The sequence below is a fragment of the Brachybacterium sp. EE-P12 genome (assembly GCF_003711805.1).
GTDB lineage: Bacteria > Actinomycetota > Actinomycetes > Actinomycetales > Dermabacteraceae > Brachybacterium.
The window spans coordinates 958,469-975,370 of the sequence record NZ_QXCP01000004.1; the positions used below are offsets into that span (position 1 = coordinate 958,469).

At 72.3% G+C, this 16,902-nt stretch carries 14 protein-coding genes and 1 tRNA gene; 11 read left to right on the forward strand and 4 right to left on the reverse strand.

What is annotated here, in order from left to right:
* The first annotated feature begins 110 nt into the window (after positions 1 to 110).
* The 5 genes from D1648_RS07455 (at position 111) to D1648_RS07470 (ending at position 4,613) form a co-directional block, all read left to right on the forward strand.
* Positions 111 to 1,082, forward strand: coding sequence for a TatD family hydrolase (locus tag D1648_RS07455; RefSeq protein ID WP_122940148.1), 972 nt, complete (start codon positions 111 to 113; stop codon positions 1,080 to 1,082).
* The gene (gene rsmA, locus D1648_RS07460; RefSeq protein WP_122940151.1) at positions 1,079 to 1,987 is read left to right on the forward strand and encodes a 16S rRNA (adenine(1518)-N(6)/adenine(1519)-N(6))-dimethyltransferase RsmA; all 909 of its coding nucleotides are present in this window, start codon (positions 1,079 to 1,081) and stop codon (positions 1,985 to 1,987) included. The genes D1648_RS07455 and rsmA overlap by 4 nt, the downstream gene beginning before the upstream one ends.
* A 93-nt stretch (positions 1,988 to 2,080) precedes the next feature.
* On the forward strand, positions 2,081 to 2,278 hold the full coding sequence (locus D1648_RS18150; protein WP_241155386.1) for a hypothetical protein: 198 nt from the start codon (positions 2,081 to 2,083) through the stop codon (positions 2,276 to 2,278).
* 69 nt (positions 2,279 to 2,347) lie between these two features.
* Positions 2,348 to 2,536, forward strand: a complete 189-nt coding sequence (locus tag D1648_RS18155; RefSeq protein ID WP_241155387.1) for a hypothetical protein — start codon at positions 2,348 to 2,350, stop codon at positions 2,534 to 2,536.
* 244 nt (positions 2,537 to 2,780) lie between these two features.
* Entirely contained in the window at positions 2,781 to 4,613 is a 1,833-nt protein-coding gene (locus tag D1648_RS07470; RefSeq protein WP_122940153.1) for an HNH endonuclease, read from the forward strand.
* A 65-nt stretch (positions 4,614 to 4,678) separates the two neighbouring features.
* On the opposite strand, the gene D1648_RS07475 is transcribed toward D1648_RS07470, so the two are convergent.
* The 3 genes from D1648_RS07475 to D1648_RS07485 form a co-directional block, all read right to left on the reverse strand.
* On the reverse strand, positions 4,679 to 6,517 hold the full coding sequence (locus D1648_RS07475) for an ABC-F family ATP-binding cassette domain-containing protein (protein ID WP_122940155.1): 1,839 nt from the start codon (positions 6,515 to 6,517) through the stop codon (positions 4,679 to 4,681).
* 107 nt (positions 6,518 to 6,624) lie between these two features.
* Positions 6,625 to 7,161, reverse strand: coding sequence for a MarR family winged helix-turn-helix transcriptional regulator (locus D1648_RS07480; protein WP_122940157.1), 537 nt, complete (start codon positions 7,159 to 7,161; stop codon positions 6,625 to 6,627).
* A 79-nt stretch (positions 7,162 to 7,240) separates the two neighbouring features.
* Positions 7,241 to 7,888, reverse strand: coding sequence for a TetR/AcrR family transcriptional regulator (locus tag D1648_RS07485; RefSeq protein ID WP_122940159.1), 648 nt, complete (start codon positions 7,886 to 7,888; stop codon positions 7,241 to 7,243).
* 290 nt (positions 7,889 to 8,178) lie between these two features.
* Between D1648_RS07485 and D1648_RS07490 the strand changes: the two genes are divergently transcribed.
* From D1648_RS07490 to D1648_RS07500, 3 genes are all read left to right on the forward strand, one after another.
* A tRNA-Gln gene (locus tag D1648_RS07490) sits at positions 8,179 to 8,250 on the forward strand.
* Between the two features lie 70 nt (positions 8,251 to 8,320).
* A complete protein-coding gene (gene glmU / locus D1648_RS07495; protein WP_122940161.1) occupies positions 8,321 to 9,829 on the forward strand; it encodes a bifunctional UDP-N-acetylglucosamine diphosphorylase/glucosamine-1-phosphate N-acetyltransferase GlmU in 1,509 nt (502 codons plus the stop codon).
* A complete protein-coding gene (locus D1648_RS07500) occupies positions 9,826 to 10,806 on the forward strand; it encodes a ribose-phosphate diphosphokinase (protein WP_122940163.1) in 981 nt (326 codons plus the stop codon). Before glmU ends, D1648_RS07500 begins: the two co-directional genes overlap by 4 nt.
* A 91-nt stretch (positions 10,807 to 10,897) precedes the next feature.
* Here D1648_RS07500 and D1648_RS07505 read toward each other — a convergent pair whose 3' ends face one another.
* Entirely contained in the window at positions 10,898 to 11,455 is a 558-nt protein-coding gene (locus tag D1648_RS07505; protein ID WP_122940166.1) for a hypothetical protein, read from the reverse strand.
* A 414-nt stretch (positions 11,456 to 11,869) separates the two neighbouring features.
* On the opposite strand from D1648_RS07505, the gene D1648_RS07510 reads away from it, so the two are divergent.
* The 3 genes from D1648_RS07510 to mfd all read left to right on the forward strand — a co-directional run bounded on the left by D1648_RS07510 (position 11,870) and on the right by mfd (position 16,902).
* On the forward strand, positions 11,870 to 12,505 hold the full coding sequence (locus D1648_RS07510) for a 50S ribosomal protein L25/general stress protein Ctc (RefSeq protein ID WP_122940333.1): 636 nt from the start codon (positions 11,870 to 11,872) through the stop codon (positions 12,503 to 12,505).
* Between the two features lie 129 nt (positions 12,506 to 12,634).
* Complete coding sequence (gene pth / locus D1648_RS07515; protein ID WP_122940168.1) at positions 12,635 to 13,249, forward strand: aminoacyl-tRNA hydrolase; 615 nt, start codon at positions 12,635 to 12,637, stop codon at positions 13,247 to 13,249.
* Positions 13,246 to 16,902, forward strand: coding sequence for a transcription-repair coupling factor (gene mfd / locus D1648_RS07520; RefSeq protein ID WP_122940170.1), 3,657 nt, complete (start codon positions 13,246 to 13,248; stop codon positions 16,900 to 16,902). Before pth ends, mfd begins: the two co-directional genes overlap by 4 nt.

A 16,902-nucleotide genomic window follows, 5' to 3' on the forward strand; every position in this document is an offset into this window, starting at 1 on the left:
CGCGCCCCCGGGGCCCGTGACCTAGCACACCGGGCACGTCGGGCGCAGGTGCGGAGTGTGCCCGCACGAGGCGGTCCGGAGCAGTCCAGCGCTCCTCCTACGATGGTCGCATGCCGTCACCGCACGAGAACCCCTCCGCCTCCGCGCTGCCGCCCGTGCGCGACCGTGAGGACCTGGACCCGCGCGGCGCGAAGCGCGACCGCTCCTGGCCGCCCGCGCCGGATCCGCTGCCGTTCCCGGTGATCGACAACCACTGCCATCTCGACTTCGCCGACGGGGACGAGCAGCTGAGCGTCCAGGACCACGTCGACCGCGCCGCGGCGGCCGGCATCGACGCACAGATCACCATCGGCTCGGACCTCGAGGCGGTGCGCTGGACGGCGGCGCTGCTGGCGGCCCCGGACTGCCCGCCCTCACTGCGCGGCGGCGTCGCCGTGCATCCCAACGAGGCGGCGCTGCATGCGCGCGGCCGCGATCACGAGGGCCGTGAGCTCATCGGTCTGGACGCCGCGATCTCGGAGGTCTCCGAGCTGCTGCGCGGCCCCGGCATGGTCGTGGTGGGGGAGACGGGGCTGGACTGGTTCCGCACCTCCCGCAAGGACGAGCAGGCGCGCGCCGCGCAGATCGACGCCTTCCGCGCCCACATCGCCCTCGCGAAGGAGCTGGACCTGCCGCTGCAGATCCACGACCGCGACGCGCACCGCGACGTGCTCGAGGTCCTCGAGGCCGACGGGGCCCCCGAGCGGACCGTCTTCCACTGCTTCTCCGGGGACGCCGAGTTCGCGCGCCAGTGCACGGACCGCGGCTGGTACCTCTCCTTCGCGGGCACCGTCACCTTCAAGAACGCCGCCGAACTGCGCGGCGCCCTCGCCGAGGTGGGGCTCGGACGGGTCATGGTGGAGACCGACGCGCCTTTCCTCACGCCGGTGCCCTACCGGGGACGGCCGAACTCCTCCTACCTGATCCCGCTGACCATGGCGACGATCGCGGAGACCACAGGCACCACCCTCGAGCAGGCCTGCCGGGCGGTGCGCGGGACCACGCAGGACGTGTACGGCTGGCCCGAAGCGGGAGCGGCATGAGCACCGACGCCACGGACGGCGCCGGGCTGCTGCTGACGCACCGGGACATCCGCGAGCTCGCGGAGGCGGCAGGCATCCGGCCCTCGAAGCAGCGCGGGCAGAACTTCGTGATGGACCCCAACACCGTGCGCACGATCGTCGGCCGCGCCGGCGCCGAGCCCGGTCAGGCCGTGCTCGAGATCGGACCCGGCCTGGGCTCTCTCACTCTCGGACTGATCGAGGCAGGGGCGGACGTCGCCGCGATCGAGCTCGACCGCGGCCTCGCTGAGCTGCTGCCGCTGACACTGCGGGCCCGCGGCGTGGAGGATGACCGCTTCCGCCTCGTGCACGCCGATGCCCTGCAGGTCACCGAGCTGCCGACCCTGCCCCGCGCCGGCGAGCCGACGATGCTGGTGGCCAACCTGCCCTACAACGTCGCCACCCCCATCCTCCTGACGATGCTCGAGCGCTTCGACTCCCTGCGCTCGGCGCTCGTGATGGTCCAGTCCGAGGTGGTCGACCGGCTCACCGCGGGGCCGGGCTCGCGCACCTACGGCGGGCCGAGCGTGAAGGCCGCCTGGTACGGCCGCGCCGTGCAGGCGGGCCGGATCTCCCGGCAGATCTTCTGGCCGGTCCCGAACGTCGACTCGGCGCTGGTCGAGCTCGTCCGGCACGAGGAGCCGCTCGGCACCGCCGAGGAGCGCGAGCAGGTCTTCGCCGTGATCGACGCGGCCTTCGCCCAGCGGCGCAAGACCCTGCGCGCCGCGCTCGCCGGCTGGGCGGGCGGCGCCGCGCGGGCCGAGGAGATCCTGCGCGCCGCGGGGATCGCCCCGTCGGCCCGCGGCGAGACCCTCGAGATCGAGCAGTTCCGCGACATCGCGCGCGCCGCGCAGGCCGGCGAGGGCGCCGCGGAGGCCGAGGGGTGACCTGGCCGCTCCAGCGGGTCGTGGTGCGGGCCCCCGGGCAAGACAACCTCTCGCTCCACGTCGAGGAGATGAGCCTCGGAGATGAGCCTCGGGATGACCTCCGAGGTCCCCGGCGAGGTGCCGAGGGCCGGGCGCAACGTCGCCCTGCGCGCCGCCGAGCTGCTGCGTGCTGAGTGCGGCGTGACCGACGGCGCCGTGCTGCACCTCCGCAATCAGGTGCCGATCGCGGGAGGCATGGCCGGAGGAGCGGCCGATGCCGCCGCGGCGCTCGTGGCGCTGGACCGCCTGTGAGGCACCGACCTCTGACCGGAGAGGCTGCGTCGGCTGGGCGCGACGCTCGGGGCCGGCGTCCCCTTCTCGATGCTCGGCCGCACCGCGCTGGGCTGCGGCGGCGCGGATCTCACCACGGTCCTCACCCACGGGGGATGGACCTGGCTGCTCGCCGTCCCCGGCGGACGCGTCCCGCCGAAACGGCCCGAGATCGACGAACGCCAGCCGCAGGCGCTCAGCAGCGGAAACCGGGAACTCCTCGCAACGATATCTGAGTGAGTGCTGATCGAACTCTCCTTTCACGATTCTTCCATCGTCGTCATGGTCTCCGCCTGGGGCTGTCGTCGAATCCGTCCTGAAGTCCGGTTCCGCCCTCGTCATCCTCGACCCGGGGAGCTTTCTGCGTCAGGTTGGGCTGCCGACCTCTCCTCCACACAGGATGGTTATCCACAATTTCAGTCCACTGATCAGTAGCTTTCTTTCTGCCCTTCCTTTGCTCGAACGGTCATGCGAATATGGGGTCATGAGTGGACAGGCCCGGAATGCGCGCGAGACGCCGGAGGGCGCCGAGCACGGCACCCGGCGTGATCGCGGTCGTCCCCGGGAGAGCTTCCCGTCCTCCTCGCACTCGTTCGACGCGTCGGCCTCGGGCGAGCATCACACCCGCGCAGACCACCCGATCCGCGCCGACCGCGAGCAGCTGAGGATCGGGGAGCTCGACCTCCTGGCGTTGCGCGCCGTCCTCTCCGAGCTCGGTGCGCACGGTTCGTCCTCCCTCGATGCGATGTCGGTCGACGGAACGATCGCCCTGCTCGAGGGGATCGTCGGTCTCGAGAGCGCGCTGGAGTCCGTGCGGGCGCGCGCTGTGGTGCACCTGGAGGATGCGGTCAAGGAGGACTGCCTCCGCCGCGACGAGAGCCCGCGGCAGGCGGCGCGCGTCGCGCGCTCCGAGGCGGCCAGAGCGCTCAAGAAGTCCAGGTCCGTGGCCGGCCGCACGCTCGCGACCTCGCGACGACTGGTCCGCAGCATGCCCGGGATGCTGACAGCGCTGTCCCACGCGCGGATGGTCCCGCAGGCCGCCCACAAGGTCGGCTCCGTCGTGGGCCCGGCGACCCCCGAGCAGCGCCGCCAGGTCGACGAGATCCTCTCCTCCAGGCTCTCCGCTCTCGAGGGGTGCGGGTCGCTGGAGTGGGGCGATGAGGCCGCGAAGATCCTCCATGCCCTGGACCCCGAGGGAGCCGCCGCACGGCATCACGCCGCGAAGAAGGATCGTCACGTGAGAGTGCGCCGCACCGATCACGGGATGGCACAGGTCACCGCCGTCATCCCCGGGATCGACGGGGCCCGGATCCGCAAGGGGCTCAGCGTCGCGGCGGAGAGCGCCCGTGCGCAGGGCGATCGTCGCGGGCACCAGCAGATCATGGCCGACCTCTTCGCCGATGCGCTGATCGGGCGCGCGGACGGCGTCGACCCGACCTCCCTCGACGTCGGCATCGTGATCACGGACCGTTCGCTGCTCTCGCCCGCTCATGCCGATGCGGCGCTGGTCGAGGGCTTCGGCGCCGTGCCCTACGAGCACGCGCGCGAGGAGATGCTCCGCGCCGCGCAGTCCGAGGACGATCCCGAGCTCGCTCTCACGCTCAGGCGTCTGTATGCCGATGTCGACGTCGGCGATCTCGTCGCCGTCGAGTCGACGGCACGAGCGTTCCCACCTGCGCTGAAGCGGTTCCTCATGATCGCCCACCAGACCTGCCGTGCGCCGCACTGCGACGCACCGATCCGCCAGATGGACCACATCGTGCCCTGGTCGCAGGGCGGAGCGACTTCGCTCGACAACGGCAACGGGCTGTGCGCAGGCGACAACCAGAAGGAGATCTCCGGGGAGCGTGCGGAGGTCGTCCGCGACGAGGACGGCGTGCGCCGCACCGTCCGCTGGACCACCCGCCACGGACAGACGGCCTCCCGGGGCGCGATCGATCTCGACCCCGTCGGCACCTATCGCCGTCGGCGTGCGAAGCATCTCGCACGGTCGACGGATCCGGAGACGCAGAACGACAGCGCACAGGAGTCCGGTCCGCCGACGGAACCCGCCGCGCCTCGAGACGACGCGCTGCAACTCGGACCGCCGACGGAACGCGGCACACGACCGGACATCGCTCCGCCGGACGGCGCAGAGAATGGCGGCGCACAGCAGGGCGACGCTCCGCACCACGACGAGCTGGGGACCGCGACGCTCGACCGAGCGCTCGAGGACCTCCGGGTTCGGCTCACCGATCTCCCCCTGCGGCATGGGACCGACAGACCTGGCCGCCATCCGGGGGACTGGATCGTGCTGCGCGGCAGCCGCGGACGGTGACGTCGAGAGCGAGGACTCGGTCGGACGAAGGGACGGCGAAGGGACAGCCCAGCGGAGTCCCCTTGTCAGCCCAGCAGCTCCGACAGCTCCAACCACCGCTCCTCGAGGGACTCGTTCTCCTGCTCGACCTCGCGCAGCTGCGCGGTGATCTCCTGCAGGCCCTGGTAGTCGGACTGATCGTGCGCGGCGAGCGTGGCGTGGAGCGACGTCGTCCGCTTCTCCAGCTTCTGCATCCGCCGCTCCACAGCGCCCAGCTCCTTCTGCGCGGCATGCGCCTCGGCGCCCGACAGCGTCGATGCGCCCGATGAGGTGCCCGAGTCGCCGTCGACCGCCCCGGCGTCCGCGCTCGAGGCCGAGTTCGCACCCCCGGCAGAGCGTCCTCCGCCCGCTGCGCGCCCTTCGCTCGCCGCGCGCAGCTCGAGATACTGCTCGACGCCGCCCGGCACGTGCCGCACCGTCCCGTCCAGCACCGCGTACTGCATGTCCGTGATGCGTTCGAGGAGATAGCGGTCGTGCGAGACCACCAGCAGCGGCCCGGGCCACGTGTCCAGCAGGTCCTCCATCGCCGCGAGCATGTCGGTGTCCATGTCGTTCGTCGGCTCGTCCAGCACCAGCACGTTCGGCTCCTCCAGCAGCGTCAGCAACAGGTCCAGCCGGCGCTGCTGTCCGCCGGAGAGCGCACCCACCTTCACCTTCTGGTGCGCCGCGGTGAACCCCAGGCGCTCCAGCAGCTGACCGGGGGACACCTCGTCCTTCCCCGCCCGGAAGGAGCTGCGGTACCGGCCCACCACGTCGCTGACCCGCGAGTCCAGATGCTCCTGCAGGCCCTCGAGCCGCTGCGAGACCTGCCGCACCGTCACCGTCTTGCCGCGCTTGACCCGCCCGGAGAGCGGCTCGAGATCTCCGGTGATCAGGGCCAGCAGCGTCGACTTCCCGGCGCCGTTCGGCCCGAGGATCCCGATCCGGTCCGCAGGGCCGATGTGCACTGTGACGTCCTCGAGCACCGTCACGTCCCCGTAGCCGGCGTCCACGTCGAGCACGTCGATGACGTCCCGCCCCAGCCGCGAGGTCGCCAGCTGCGTCAGCTCGACGGTGTCGCGCACCGGCGGCTCCCCGGCGATCAGCTCGTTGGCCGCGTCGATGCGGAACTTCGGCTTCGAGGTCCGCGCCGGCGCGCCGCGGCGCAGCCATGCGAGCTCCTTGCGCATCAGGTTCTGCCGCTTCGACTCGATCGCGGCCGCCTGCCGATCGCGCTCCACGCGCTGCAGCACGTACGCGGCGTAGCCGCCCTCGAACGGCTCGACGATCCCGTCGTGCACCTCCCACATGCGGGTGCACACGGCGTCGAGGAACCAGCGGTCGTGCGTGATGACCACGAGCCCGCCGTCCTTCGCGGACCAGCGGCGCCGGAGATGCTCGGCGAGCCAGGCGATCCCCTCGACGTCGAGGTGGTTCGTCGGCTCGTCCAGCAGCAGCACGTCCCAGTCGCCGACGAGCAGCTCGGCCAGGTGCACGCGTCGCAGCTGCCCGCCGGAGAGGTCCGAGAGCTGGGCGTCCAGCGCGATGCCGTCGAGCAGACCTGCGAGCACGTCGCGGATCCGAGCGTCGGAGGCCCATTCGTACTCGGGCCGGTCTCCCACCACGCGGTCGCGCACGCTCGCGCCGGCGGTGGCCTCGTCCTGCTGGGTGAGCACCCCGACCCGCACCCCGCCGCGCACGGTGACGCGGCCCTCGTCGGGTTCCTGGGTGCGGGCGAGCAGCCGCAGGAGCGTCGACTTGCCGTCGCCGTTGCGGCCGACCACCCCGATCCGATCACCCTCGTCGATGCCGACGGTGATGTCGTCGAGCAGCACGCGATCGGGCAGCGCGACGTGGAGGGACTGGGTGCCGAGCAGGTGAGCCATGCAGGTGGGGTCCTCGTGGGGGAGCGGTCGGTCAGGGCGGGGGCGGGAGCGGAAGGCCGGGCGGCGTCACGGCCGCCGGCGACGGGAGCGCGGCGTGGGTCCCTCGCTCAGCCCCCGAGGGGATCGTCGGACTCGAAGGTGAGCAGCAGGGTGCGCAGCATGCCCGCGAGCTCCGCCTGCTCGCTCGCGGCGAGGGGGCCGAGGATCTCGCGCTCGGCGCCGAGCAGACGCTCCATCGCGGCGTCGACCCGGGCGACCCCGTCCGGACGCAGACGCACCTCGACCGCCCTGCCGTCGTGCGGGCTGCGGTTCTTGGAGACGAGACCGCGCGCGACGAGCTTGTCGATCCGGGTGGTCATGGTGCCGCTGGTCACGAGGGTCTCGTGCATGAGCGCACCGGGGGAGAGAGCGTCCTCGCCGCTGCGGCGCAGGGCAGAGAGCATGTCGAACTCCCAGCCCTCGAGCCCCGCCTCGGAGAAGGCCTCGCGTCGCGCGATCTCGAGATAGCGGGTCAGCCGCGCGATGCGGGAGAAGACCGCCAGCGGCGAGACGTCGAGGTCCTCGCGTGCGAGCGCCCAGCCCGCCAGGATGCGATCGACCTCGTCATGGGGTGTCAGGGCATCGTCCGGAGGCGTCGTGGGCATGCGGCCGAGTCTAGGTTCTCGGCGCACGGGGCGGAGGTCCGGGGTGATCCGCGACTCGTGCGTCCAGCCGGTCGGGCCCTCAGCCGTTCGCGCCGCCACGCAGCCCGGGCCGCTTCTCCAGCGCTCCGAGTCCGAACCACGACAGGTTCACCATGCGCGCGGCGACGATCTCCTTCGACGGCTTGCGCGTCTCGAGCCACCACTGCCCGGTGTAGGCGACCATGCCGACCAGCATCTGCGCGTACAGCGCGGCGTCCTTCGGCGGATAGCCGTGCAGTCGCAGCTGCGCGCCGAGGATCACCTCGACCCGCCTGGCCACATCGGTGAGCAGGGAGGAGAAGGTGCCGACGGAATGGCTGACGGGGGAGTCACGCACGAGGATCCGGAAGCCGTCCTCGTCCTCGTCGATGTAGGTGAGGAAGGCGAGCGCCGCCCGCTCCATGAGCATCCGCGGGTGGGCGCGCTGGTCGGAGAGCGACTCCTCGAGGGAGCCGAGCAGCGCGGAGACCTCCCGGTCCACGACCACCGCGTACAGGCCCTCCTTGCCCCCGAAGTGCTCGTAGACGATCGGCTTGGAGACCTTCGCGCGGGCCGCGATCTCCTCGACGGTGGTCATGTCGAAGCCCTTCTCGGCGAACACGCGCCGCCCGACGAGCACGAGCTGCTCGCGCCGCTGCTTGCCCGACATCCGGGTCGACCGGCCGCGAGGGGCCCCGTTCTCCGCCATGGCGGGAGTCTCCCACACCGGTGAGGGCAGGTCGCGGCGGGCCGGGCCGGGCGTTCCGGAGCGGGCCGGGCCATGATGCCGCCCGCAGTCGCGCCGAGCGGAGCCGCCGCGGACGCACCCGTGAGCCCGGGGCCCGTGGGCCGGGAGCTCGCGGGCCAGGAGACGGACCCCTCCCCGCGAGCGGTAGGATCGGCGCGCGTCCGCGGTGCCGTCGACCCTCTCGGCAGTGCGACGGGCCTGCTCACAGACGCCTCTCGCGCCAGCGCGGCGGAGGCCCCGAGCGGACGCGGTCCGCCATGGTGTAATCGGCAACACCTCAGATTTTGGTTCTGAAGTTTCAGGTTCGAGTCCTGATGGCGGAACGCTCACCGCCCCGCCACGGGGCGGCGCGGCCGACCACCCGTCGATCACCGATCCCTAGGAGCTGCCGACGTGGCCACTGCCGAGACCACCGCACCCGCCGCCGTCATCGTCCTGGCCGCCGGTGCCGGGACCCGCATGAAGTCCCGCACCCCGAAGGTGCTCCACGAGATCGGCGGCCGCTCGCTGCTGGTGCACGCGCTGACCGCCGCCGAGGGCACCGGCCCCGCGGAGCTCGTCGTCGTGCTGCGCCACGAGCGCGAGCGCGTCGCCGCGCACCTGGCCGAGCACGCCTCCGAGGTGCGCGTCGCCGACCAGGACGAGATCCCCGGCACCGGCCGCGCCGTCCAGTGCGGTCTCGAGCAGGTCGCAGCGAGCGAGGGCACCGTGCTGGTGACCTACGGGGACGTGCCGCTGCTGGACCCGGCCACGCTGCGCGATCTCGTCACCGCCCATGAGGCGGAGGGCGCCGCGGTGACCGTGCTCAGCGCCCGCGTCCCCGATCCCACCGGCTACGGCCGCATCCTGCGCAGCGAGGACGGCTCCGAGGTGCTCGGGATCGTCGAGCACAAGGACGCGAGCGAGGCCGAGCGGGGGATCGACGAGATCAACTCCGGCATCTACGCCTTCGACCTCGCCGTGCTGCGCGATGCGCTGGGCCGCATCACCACCGACAACGCCCAGGGCGAGATGTACCTCACCGACGTGCTCTCCGTCGCGCGGGCCGACGGCCGGTCCGTCCGCGCCGTGGTCACCGAGGACGTGATGATGGTCGAGGGCGTCAACGACCGCGTCCAGCTCGCCCAGCTCGGCGCCGAGATGAACCGTCGCATCCTCGAGCGCCACATGCGCGCCGGCGTGACGATCGTGGACCCCTCGACCACCTGGATCGATGCCGACGTCACGATCGGACAGGACGCGAGGATCCTGCCGGGAGTGCAGCTGCACGGCGCCACCGACATCGGCGAGGAGGCGGTGGTCGGCCCGGACACCACGCTGCGCGACACGGAGGTCGGCGCGGGCGCCGAGGTGGTCCGCTCCCACGCGCTGCTCGCCGTGATCGGGCAGGGCGCGACCGTCGGCCCGTTCTCCTATCTCCGCGCGGGCACCGACCTCGGCGCGCAGGGCAAGATCGGTGGCTTCGTCGAGACGAAGAACTCGGTGATCGGCGAGGGGGCGAAGGTGCCGCACCTCAGTTACGTCGGCGACGCCGAGATCGGCGAGGGCACCAACATCGGCGCGGGCACGATCGTGGCGAACTACGACGGGGTCGAGAAGCACCGCACCGTCGTCGGCCGCCACGTGCGCGTCGGCTCCGACAACGTGCTGGTCGCCCCCGTCACGATCGGGGACGGCGCCGCGACCGGCGCCGGGACGACGGTGCGCAAGGACGTCCCGGCCGGAGCGCTGGGAGTGAACGCGGTCTCGCAGCGGAACATGGAAGGATGGACCCTGCGACGCCGTGCGGGGACCCCGGCCGAGAGCGCGGCCCGGGCCGCTCTCGACGCCGAGCAGGGGTCCGCAGCGCAGACGCCCGCAGGAACTGCCGCCGAGGAGCACAAGGAGCACGAGCAGCGATGAGCGGAATCGTCACCACCGGGGAGAAGCGACTGGTCCTCGCCTCAGGGCGGGCCCACCCGGTGCTCGCCCAGGAGGTCGCCGAGGAGCTCGGCGTCGAGGTCCTCCCCATGGACGCCTGGGACTTCGCCAACGGCGAGATCTATGTGCGCTACGGCGAGTCCGTGCGCGGCACCGACGTGTTCGTGCTGCAGTCGCACCCCGCTCCGATCAACACCTGGGTGATGGAGCACCTCATCATGATCGACGCGCTCAAGCGCGCCTCCGCGAAGCGCATCACCGCGATCGCGCCGAGCTTCCCCTACGCCCGCCAGGACAAGAAGCACCGCGGGCGCGAGCCGATCTCCGCCCGCCTCATGGCGGACCTCTACGAGACGGCGGGCGTGGACCGCATGATCTCCGTGGATCTCCACGCCCCGCAGGTCCAGGGGTACTTCAACCGGCCGCTCGACCACCTGATGGCGCTGCCGATCCTCGCCGACTACGTCCAGCGCAAGTACGGCGAGGAGGACATCGCCGTCGTCTCCCCGGACGCCGGTCGGATCCGGGTGGCGGAGCAGTGGTCCAAGCGGCTCGGCGGCGTGAACCTCGCCTTCATCCACAAGACCCGAGACACCACCCGCCCCAACCAGGCCGTGGCCAAGCGCGTGATCGGCGACGTGACGGGCAAGACCTGCATCCTCGTGGACGACATGATCGACACGGCGGGCACGATCGTGCAGGCCTCCGACGCGCTGATCGCCAACGGCGCGGCCTCGGTCGTCATCGCGACCACCCACCCGATCCTCTCGGACCCGGCGGTCGAGCGGCTGAAGGCCTCGCAGGTGCGCGAGGTGGTCTGCACCAACACGCTGCCGGTCCCGCCGGAGAAGCTGTTCGAGAGCCTCACCCAGCTCTCGATCGCCCCGCTGCTGGCCCGGGCGATCCGTGCGGTCTTCGATGACGGCTCGGTGACCAGCCTCTTCGACGGCGAGGTCTGAGCCCGCGAGATCCTCGATCCGCGGCCGCACCGACGGGAGCCCGCATCCGGCGAAGGATGCGGGCTCCCGTCGGTGCGGCGGCGTGCGAGGGTCAGATCAGGTACGGAGCCTTCCGGCCGACGAGCTCCCGCCACTGCCTGCCCAGACCCAGGTGGTCGCCGGCGGCCAGTCCCGCCATGGCGAGCATGAGTACTCCGACGATGACGTGGTCGTCGATGATCGGGTTGGTGACCAGCGGGAAGGCGGCCAGGAACATGAGCATGTACATCACGAAGCCGGATGCGGCGGCGATGCGCATCCCGATGCCGAGCAGGAATGCGACGCCGATCGCGAACAGCCCCACCATGAACAGGATGTTCGTCACCGGGTTCAGGTCGATGAAGAACTGCCAGACGCCCGCGAAGGGGTTGCCGCCCTCGATCGAGCCGCCGAGGAAGCCGGCGGTGGGGGATCCGCCGTTGAGCCAGGAACGCTCGCTCGGGGTGGAGTAGCCCAGCCCGAACAGCTTGTCGGCGAAGGCCCAGAGGAAGTAGAAGCCGATGAGGATCCGTACCACGCCGAGGACCGTGAAGCCCCAGCTGCGGGCATGGCCCTCGGTCGTGCCGGCGGAGGGGGACGTGAGGTCGGCGGGGGCGGCGGTGGCGCTCACGGCAGATGCCTTTCGGTGGTCGACCCGATCGACGATCGGATCTCGGGGTGTCGTCCTGACAAGAACAACGGTAGGTCGGCGCGAAGGGTCGCAACAGGGACCTAGGTCATCAATTCACGCCTCTGACCTGCGGGGACGTTCGTCCCTCCGGGATGCGTCGCCCTCCGTGAGGCCCCGCCGTCGAGCCCGGCCGTCGGGCTGCTCGCCGCGCCACGGCTGCGGCGTCGCTCACCTCGGGCCCCGCCCCTCGGGCGGCGGCTCCGACGGCGTGCTACGGTCTGCGCGTCACTTCGGCGAGGGAGCGGGCGTCAGCCCCTCCGTGATCGACGCGGTGCGGAACCTGGGAGGCGAGGCCTCCCTGTGCCCGTGGCGTCGCTCATCGTCGAGCACCGCGACCACGAGGAGCACCACACCATGGCTGAGAAGCTGAACGTCGAACTGCGCGAGGACTTCGGCAAGGGCGCCGCCCGCCGCCTGCGCGCCGAGAGCCGCGTCCCCGCCGTCCTGTACGGCCACGGCGAGGCCCCGCTGCACCTGTCCCTGCCCGGTCACGAGACCGCGCTCGCGGCCCGCAACCCCAACGCCCTCCTGCAGCTGCAGCTCGCCGACGGCACCTCGCACCTCGCGCTGATCAAGGAGGTCCAGCGCCACCCGCTCAAGCGCTCCCTGAACCACCTCGACCTGATCATCGTCAAGAAGGGCGAGAAGGTCGAGGTCGAGATCCCTGTGGTCCTCACCGGCGAGCCCGTCAGCCCGTCGATCGCCGTGGTCGACCTGCTCACGCTGACCCTGTCGGTGGACGCCCTGAACGTCCCCGAGCAGGTTGAGATCGACGTCGAGGGCACCGAGGACGGCTTCCAGGTCTTCGCCGGCGACGTGAAGCTCCCCGGCGACGCCGAGCTGATCAACGATCCCGAGATCCTGGTCGTCTCCGTCGCGCTGCCGCGCGTCGAGGAAGAGGGGGACGAGGAGACCGAGGAGGCCGAGGCCGCCGAGGGCGCCGAGGGCGAGTCCGCCGAGGGTTCCGAGGAGGCCTCCGAGGAGGAGTGACCCCGTCGGGGCGGCACCGCCGCTCCGTTGCTCACACACCGCCTGCCGGGGCGTCGCGCGATGCGCGGCGCCCCGGTACGGTGTCCGGGGTCGTGCGCCGCCGCGCACAGGCGAGGAACGAGGAGCACCATGACCGTCAGCGAGCGCCGCCCCGGACCGTACCTGGTCGTCGGGCTCGGGAACCCGGGGCCGAAGTACGCCGCGACGCGACACAACGTCGGCCAGATGGTCCTGGACCACATCGCCGACGCCGCCGGCGGCCGCTTCGCCGCCGCGAAGCGCGCCCAGGCCGTCGTCCTCGAGGGACGGCTCGGCGCCCCCGGCGCCGGCGAACGGGTGATCCTCGCGAAGACCACCTCCTACATGAACGTCTCCGGCGGGCCCGTCAAGGCGCTGGCCGCCTACTACGGCATCGCCCCCGAGCAGGTCGTCGTCGTGCACGACGAGGTCGACATCCCCTTCGACGCGGTGCGCCTCAAGCGCGGCGGCGGCGAAGGCGGGCACAACGGCCTGCGCGACATCACCAAGGCGCTCGGCACCAAGGACTACCTGCGCGTCCGCGTGGGCGTGGGCCGACCCCCGGGCAGCCGGGACACCGCCGACCACGTCCTCGCCCCCTTCACCGCCACCGAGCGCCGCACGCTCGAGCTGCTGATCTCGGACGCGGCCGACGCCGTCGAGTCGCTCGTCCTCGAGGGGCTCACCGCCGCCCAGCAGCGCTTCCACTCCCGGGAGAGCCGATGACCGCACCTGCCGACGCCTCGCAGCCGAGCGCTGCCGCCCCTTCCCCCTTCGCGCCCGCCGCCGACGGATCCCGGCCCGCCCCGCCGCTGGCCCCGCTGCTCGAGCAGCTCTCCGGTGGGGCCGACCTCACCGCGATCCGCGAGCTCGTCGCCGCGGGCGGCGAGAGCGGGGAGGGCGGCGACGTCGTCGCGGCGACCGCGCTGTTCCCGTTCGTCGTCGCGGACCTCGCCCGCCGCGCGAGCGCCGAGGAGCCGCTCGTGGTGGTCACCTCGACCACCCGCGCCGCCGAGGACCTGCGCGCGGCGCTCGCGGCCCTCGTCGGCACGGCGCACCTCGCCGAGCTGCCCGCCTGGGAGACCCTGCCCCATGAGCGGCTCTCCCCGCGCGCCGACACCGTCGCGAGGCGCCTGAAGACCCTGCGCCGCATCGCCCATCCGCAGACCGAGGACCCGGTGCACGTGCTGCTCATGCCCGTGCGCTCGCTCCTCCAGCCCATCGCGACGGGCCTGGGCGACCTGCGCCCCGTGCGCGCCCGGGTGGGGGAGGAGCACCCGCTCGAGGACCTCGAGCGGGAGCTCGTCGACGCGGCCTACGTACGCGTGGACATGGTCGAGAAACGCGGCGAGTTCGCGGTGCGCGGCGGGATCCTCGACGTCTTCCCGCCCACCGAGCCGCACCCCGTGCGCGTGGACCTCTTCGGCGACGAGATCGATGACGTGCGCTGGTTCTCCGTCGCCGATCAGCGCTCGCTCGAGCCGGTGCCGCACGGGCTCGATGCCCCGCCCTGCCGCGAGATCCTCCTGACCCCCGCCGTGCGCGAGCGCGCCCGCGCCCGCGCCGAGGAGCTGCCCGGCGTGCGGGACCTCCTGCTGCGCGTCGCCGACGGGATCGCGGCCGATGGGATGGAGTCCCTCAGCCCCGTCCTCGTCGACGGCATGGAGCAGGTCGCCGACGTGCTCCCCGCCGGGGCGCGCTTCCTCGTGATCGACCCCGAGAAGGCCCGCGCCCGCTCCGAGGAGCTCGTCGCCACGACCGACGAGTTCCTCGCCGCGGCCTGGTCCAGCGCCGCCGCCGGCGGCGGCCTCCCGATCGACGTGGGCGCGGCGAGCTTCGTGCCGCTGTCCGAGGCGAAGGGCCACGCCCGCGAGGGCGGCCGCGCCTGGTTCACCCTCGCCGCCTTCGGGCTCGACGCCGACCTGGACCTCACCGCCTCCGGCACCGCCACCCATCCCGGCTACTCCGGGAAGCCGGCCGACGCCGCGAAGGACCTCGAGCGGCGCCGCGCCGAGGGCTGGAGGGTGCTCGCCACCATGGCGGGGCCTGGAGGAGCCCGCCATGCCGCCGAGAACCTCCGCGCCGAGGGGATGGCCGCCGTCTTCGCCGAGCGGCTCGAGGACCCCGTGGCCCCGGGCGAGGCCGTGGTCACCGTCGGCCCCTTCCCCGAGGGGCTCGTCGCCGAGGACCTGAAGCTGGTCCTCGCCTCCGAGCGCGATCTGACCGGCAAGTCGGGGGCGCGCCGCGGCGAGGAGCGGAAGATGCCCTCGCGCCGTCGCAATGTCGTCGACCCGCTGCAGCTGCGCCCCGGCGACCACGTCGTCCACGCCCACCACGGGGTCGGCCGGTTCGTGGAGATGACCAGCCGCACCGTCGGCACCGGTGCGAAGCGCACCACCCGCGAGTACCTCGTCATCGAGTACGCGCCCTCGAAGAAGGGTCAGCCCGGCGATCGGCTCTACGTCCCCTCCGACCAGCTCGACCAGGTCACCAAGTACGTCGGCGGCGAGGAGCCCAGCGTCAACCGCATGGGCGGCGCCGACTGGGCGAAGACCAAGTCGAAGGCCCGCAAGGCGATCAGGGAGATCGCCGACGAGCTGGTGCGCCTGTACTCCGCGCGGCAGTCCGCGCCCGGGCACGCCTTCGGCCCCGACACCCCCTGGCAGCGCGAGCTCGAGGACTCCTTCGAGTTCGTCGAGACCCCCGATCAGCTCTCCACCATCGAGGACGTCAAGAAGGACATGGAGAAGCCGGTCCCCATGGACCGGCTCATCCTCGGCGACGTCGGATACGGCAAGACGGAGATCGCGGTCCGCGCCGCGTTCAAGGCGGTGCAGGACGGCAAGCAGGTCGCCGTGCTCGCTCCCACCACGCTGCTGGCCCAGCAGCACCTGGACACCTTCGCCGAGCGGTACACGGGCTTCCCGGTCACGGTGAAGGGGCTCAGCCGCTTCCAGGCCGCGGCGGACTCCGAGGCCACGATCGAGGGGCTGCGCGACGGCACCGTCGACGTCGTCATCGGCACGCATCGCCTGCTCACCGGCAACGTCCGCTTCAAGGACCTGGGGCTGCTGATCATCGACGAGGAGCAGCGCTTCGGCGTCGAGCACAAGGAGACCCTCAAGGCGCTGCGCACGGACGTGGACGTGCTGTCGATGTCCGCGACCCCGATTCCGCGCACCCTCGAGATGGCCGTCACCGGCATCCGCGAGCTGTCGATCCTCGCGACCCCGCCCGAGGAGCGGCACCCGGTGCTGACCTACGTCGGCGCCGAGGAGGACCGGCAGATCACCGCCGCGATCCGCCGCGAGCTGCTGCGCGAGGGGCAGGTCTTCTTCATCCACAACCGGGTCGAGGACATCGACCGCGTCGCCGCGCACCTGCGCGAGCTGGTCCCGGACGCCCGCGTCGCCGTCGCCCACGGCAAGATGAACGAGCACCAGCTCGAGCGCGTGATCGTCGACTTCTGGGAGCGGGACTTCGACGTGCTCGTGTGCACCACGATCGTCGAGACCGGGCTGGACATCGCCAACGCCAACACCCTCATCGTCGAGAACGCGGACCGCTTCGGCCTCTCCCAGCTGCACCAGCTGCGCGGCCGCGTGGGCCGCTCGAGCGAGCGCGCCTACGCCTACTTCCTCTACAACGCGACCAAGCCGCTGACCGAGACCGCCCACGACCGCCTCACCACGCTGGCCACCAACACCGACCTCGGCGCCGGGATGCAGGTGGCGATGAAGGACCTCGAGATCCGCGGCGCCGGCAATCTCCTCGGCGGGGAGCAGTCCGGGCACATCGCCGGGGTGGGCTTCGACCTCTACGTGCGCATGGTCGGCGAGGCCGTGGCGGCCTTCCGGGGCGAGGCGACCGCGCCGGAGAAGGAGATCCGGGTCGAGCTGCCGCTGGACGCGCACGTCCCGCATGACTACATCGCCTCCGAACGGCTGCGCCTGGAGGCCTACGCGAAGCTCTCCGCCGTGCGCGAGGACTCCGAGATCGAGCAGATCCGCTCAGAGCTCGTCGACCGCTACGGCGCGCTGCCGGAGCCGGTCGAGGTGCTGCTGGACGTGGCCCGCTTCCGCATCGACGCCCGCGCCGCGGGGGTCGACGAGGTCCAGGCACAGGGCAAGATGATCCGCTTCGCGCATCTGGAGGTGCCGGACTCCGCCGCGATGCGGATGAAGCGTCTCTACCCGGGCACCGTGCTCAAGCCCGCGACGCGGCAGGTCCTCGTGCCGCGGCCGATGACCGCCCGCTTCGGCGGCACCGAGCTGCGGGACCATGCGCTGCTGGAGTGGGCGCGGGAGGTGCTGCGGGTCCTGGTGCCCGCGGCGGCCGAGCAGATCTCCGCACCGACGGTGCGGGGCTCCGCGCAGTAG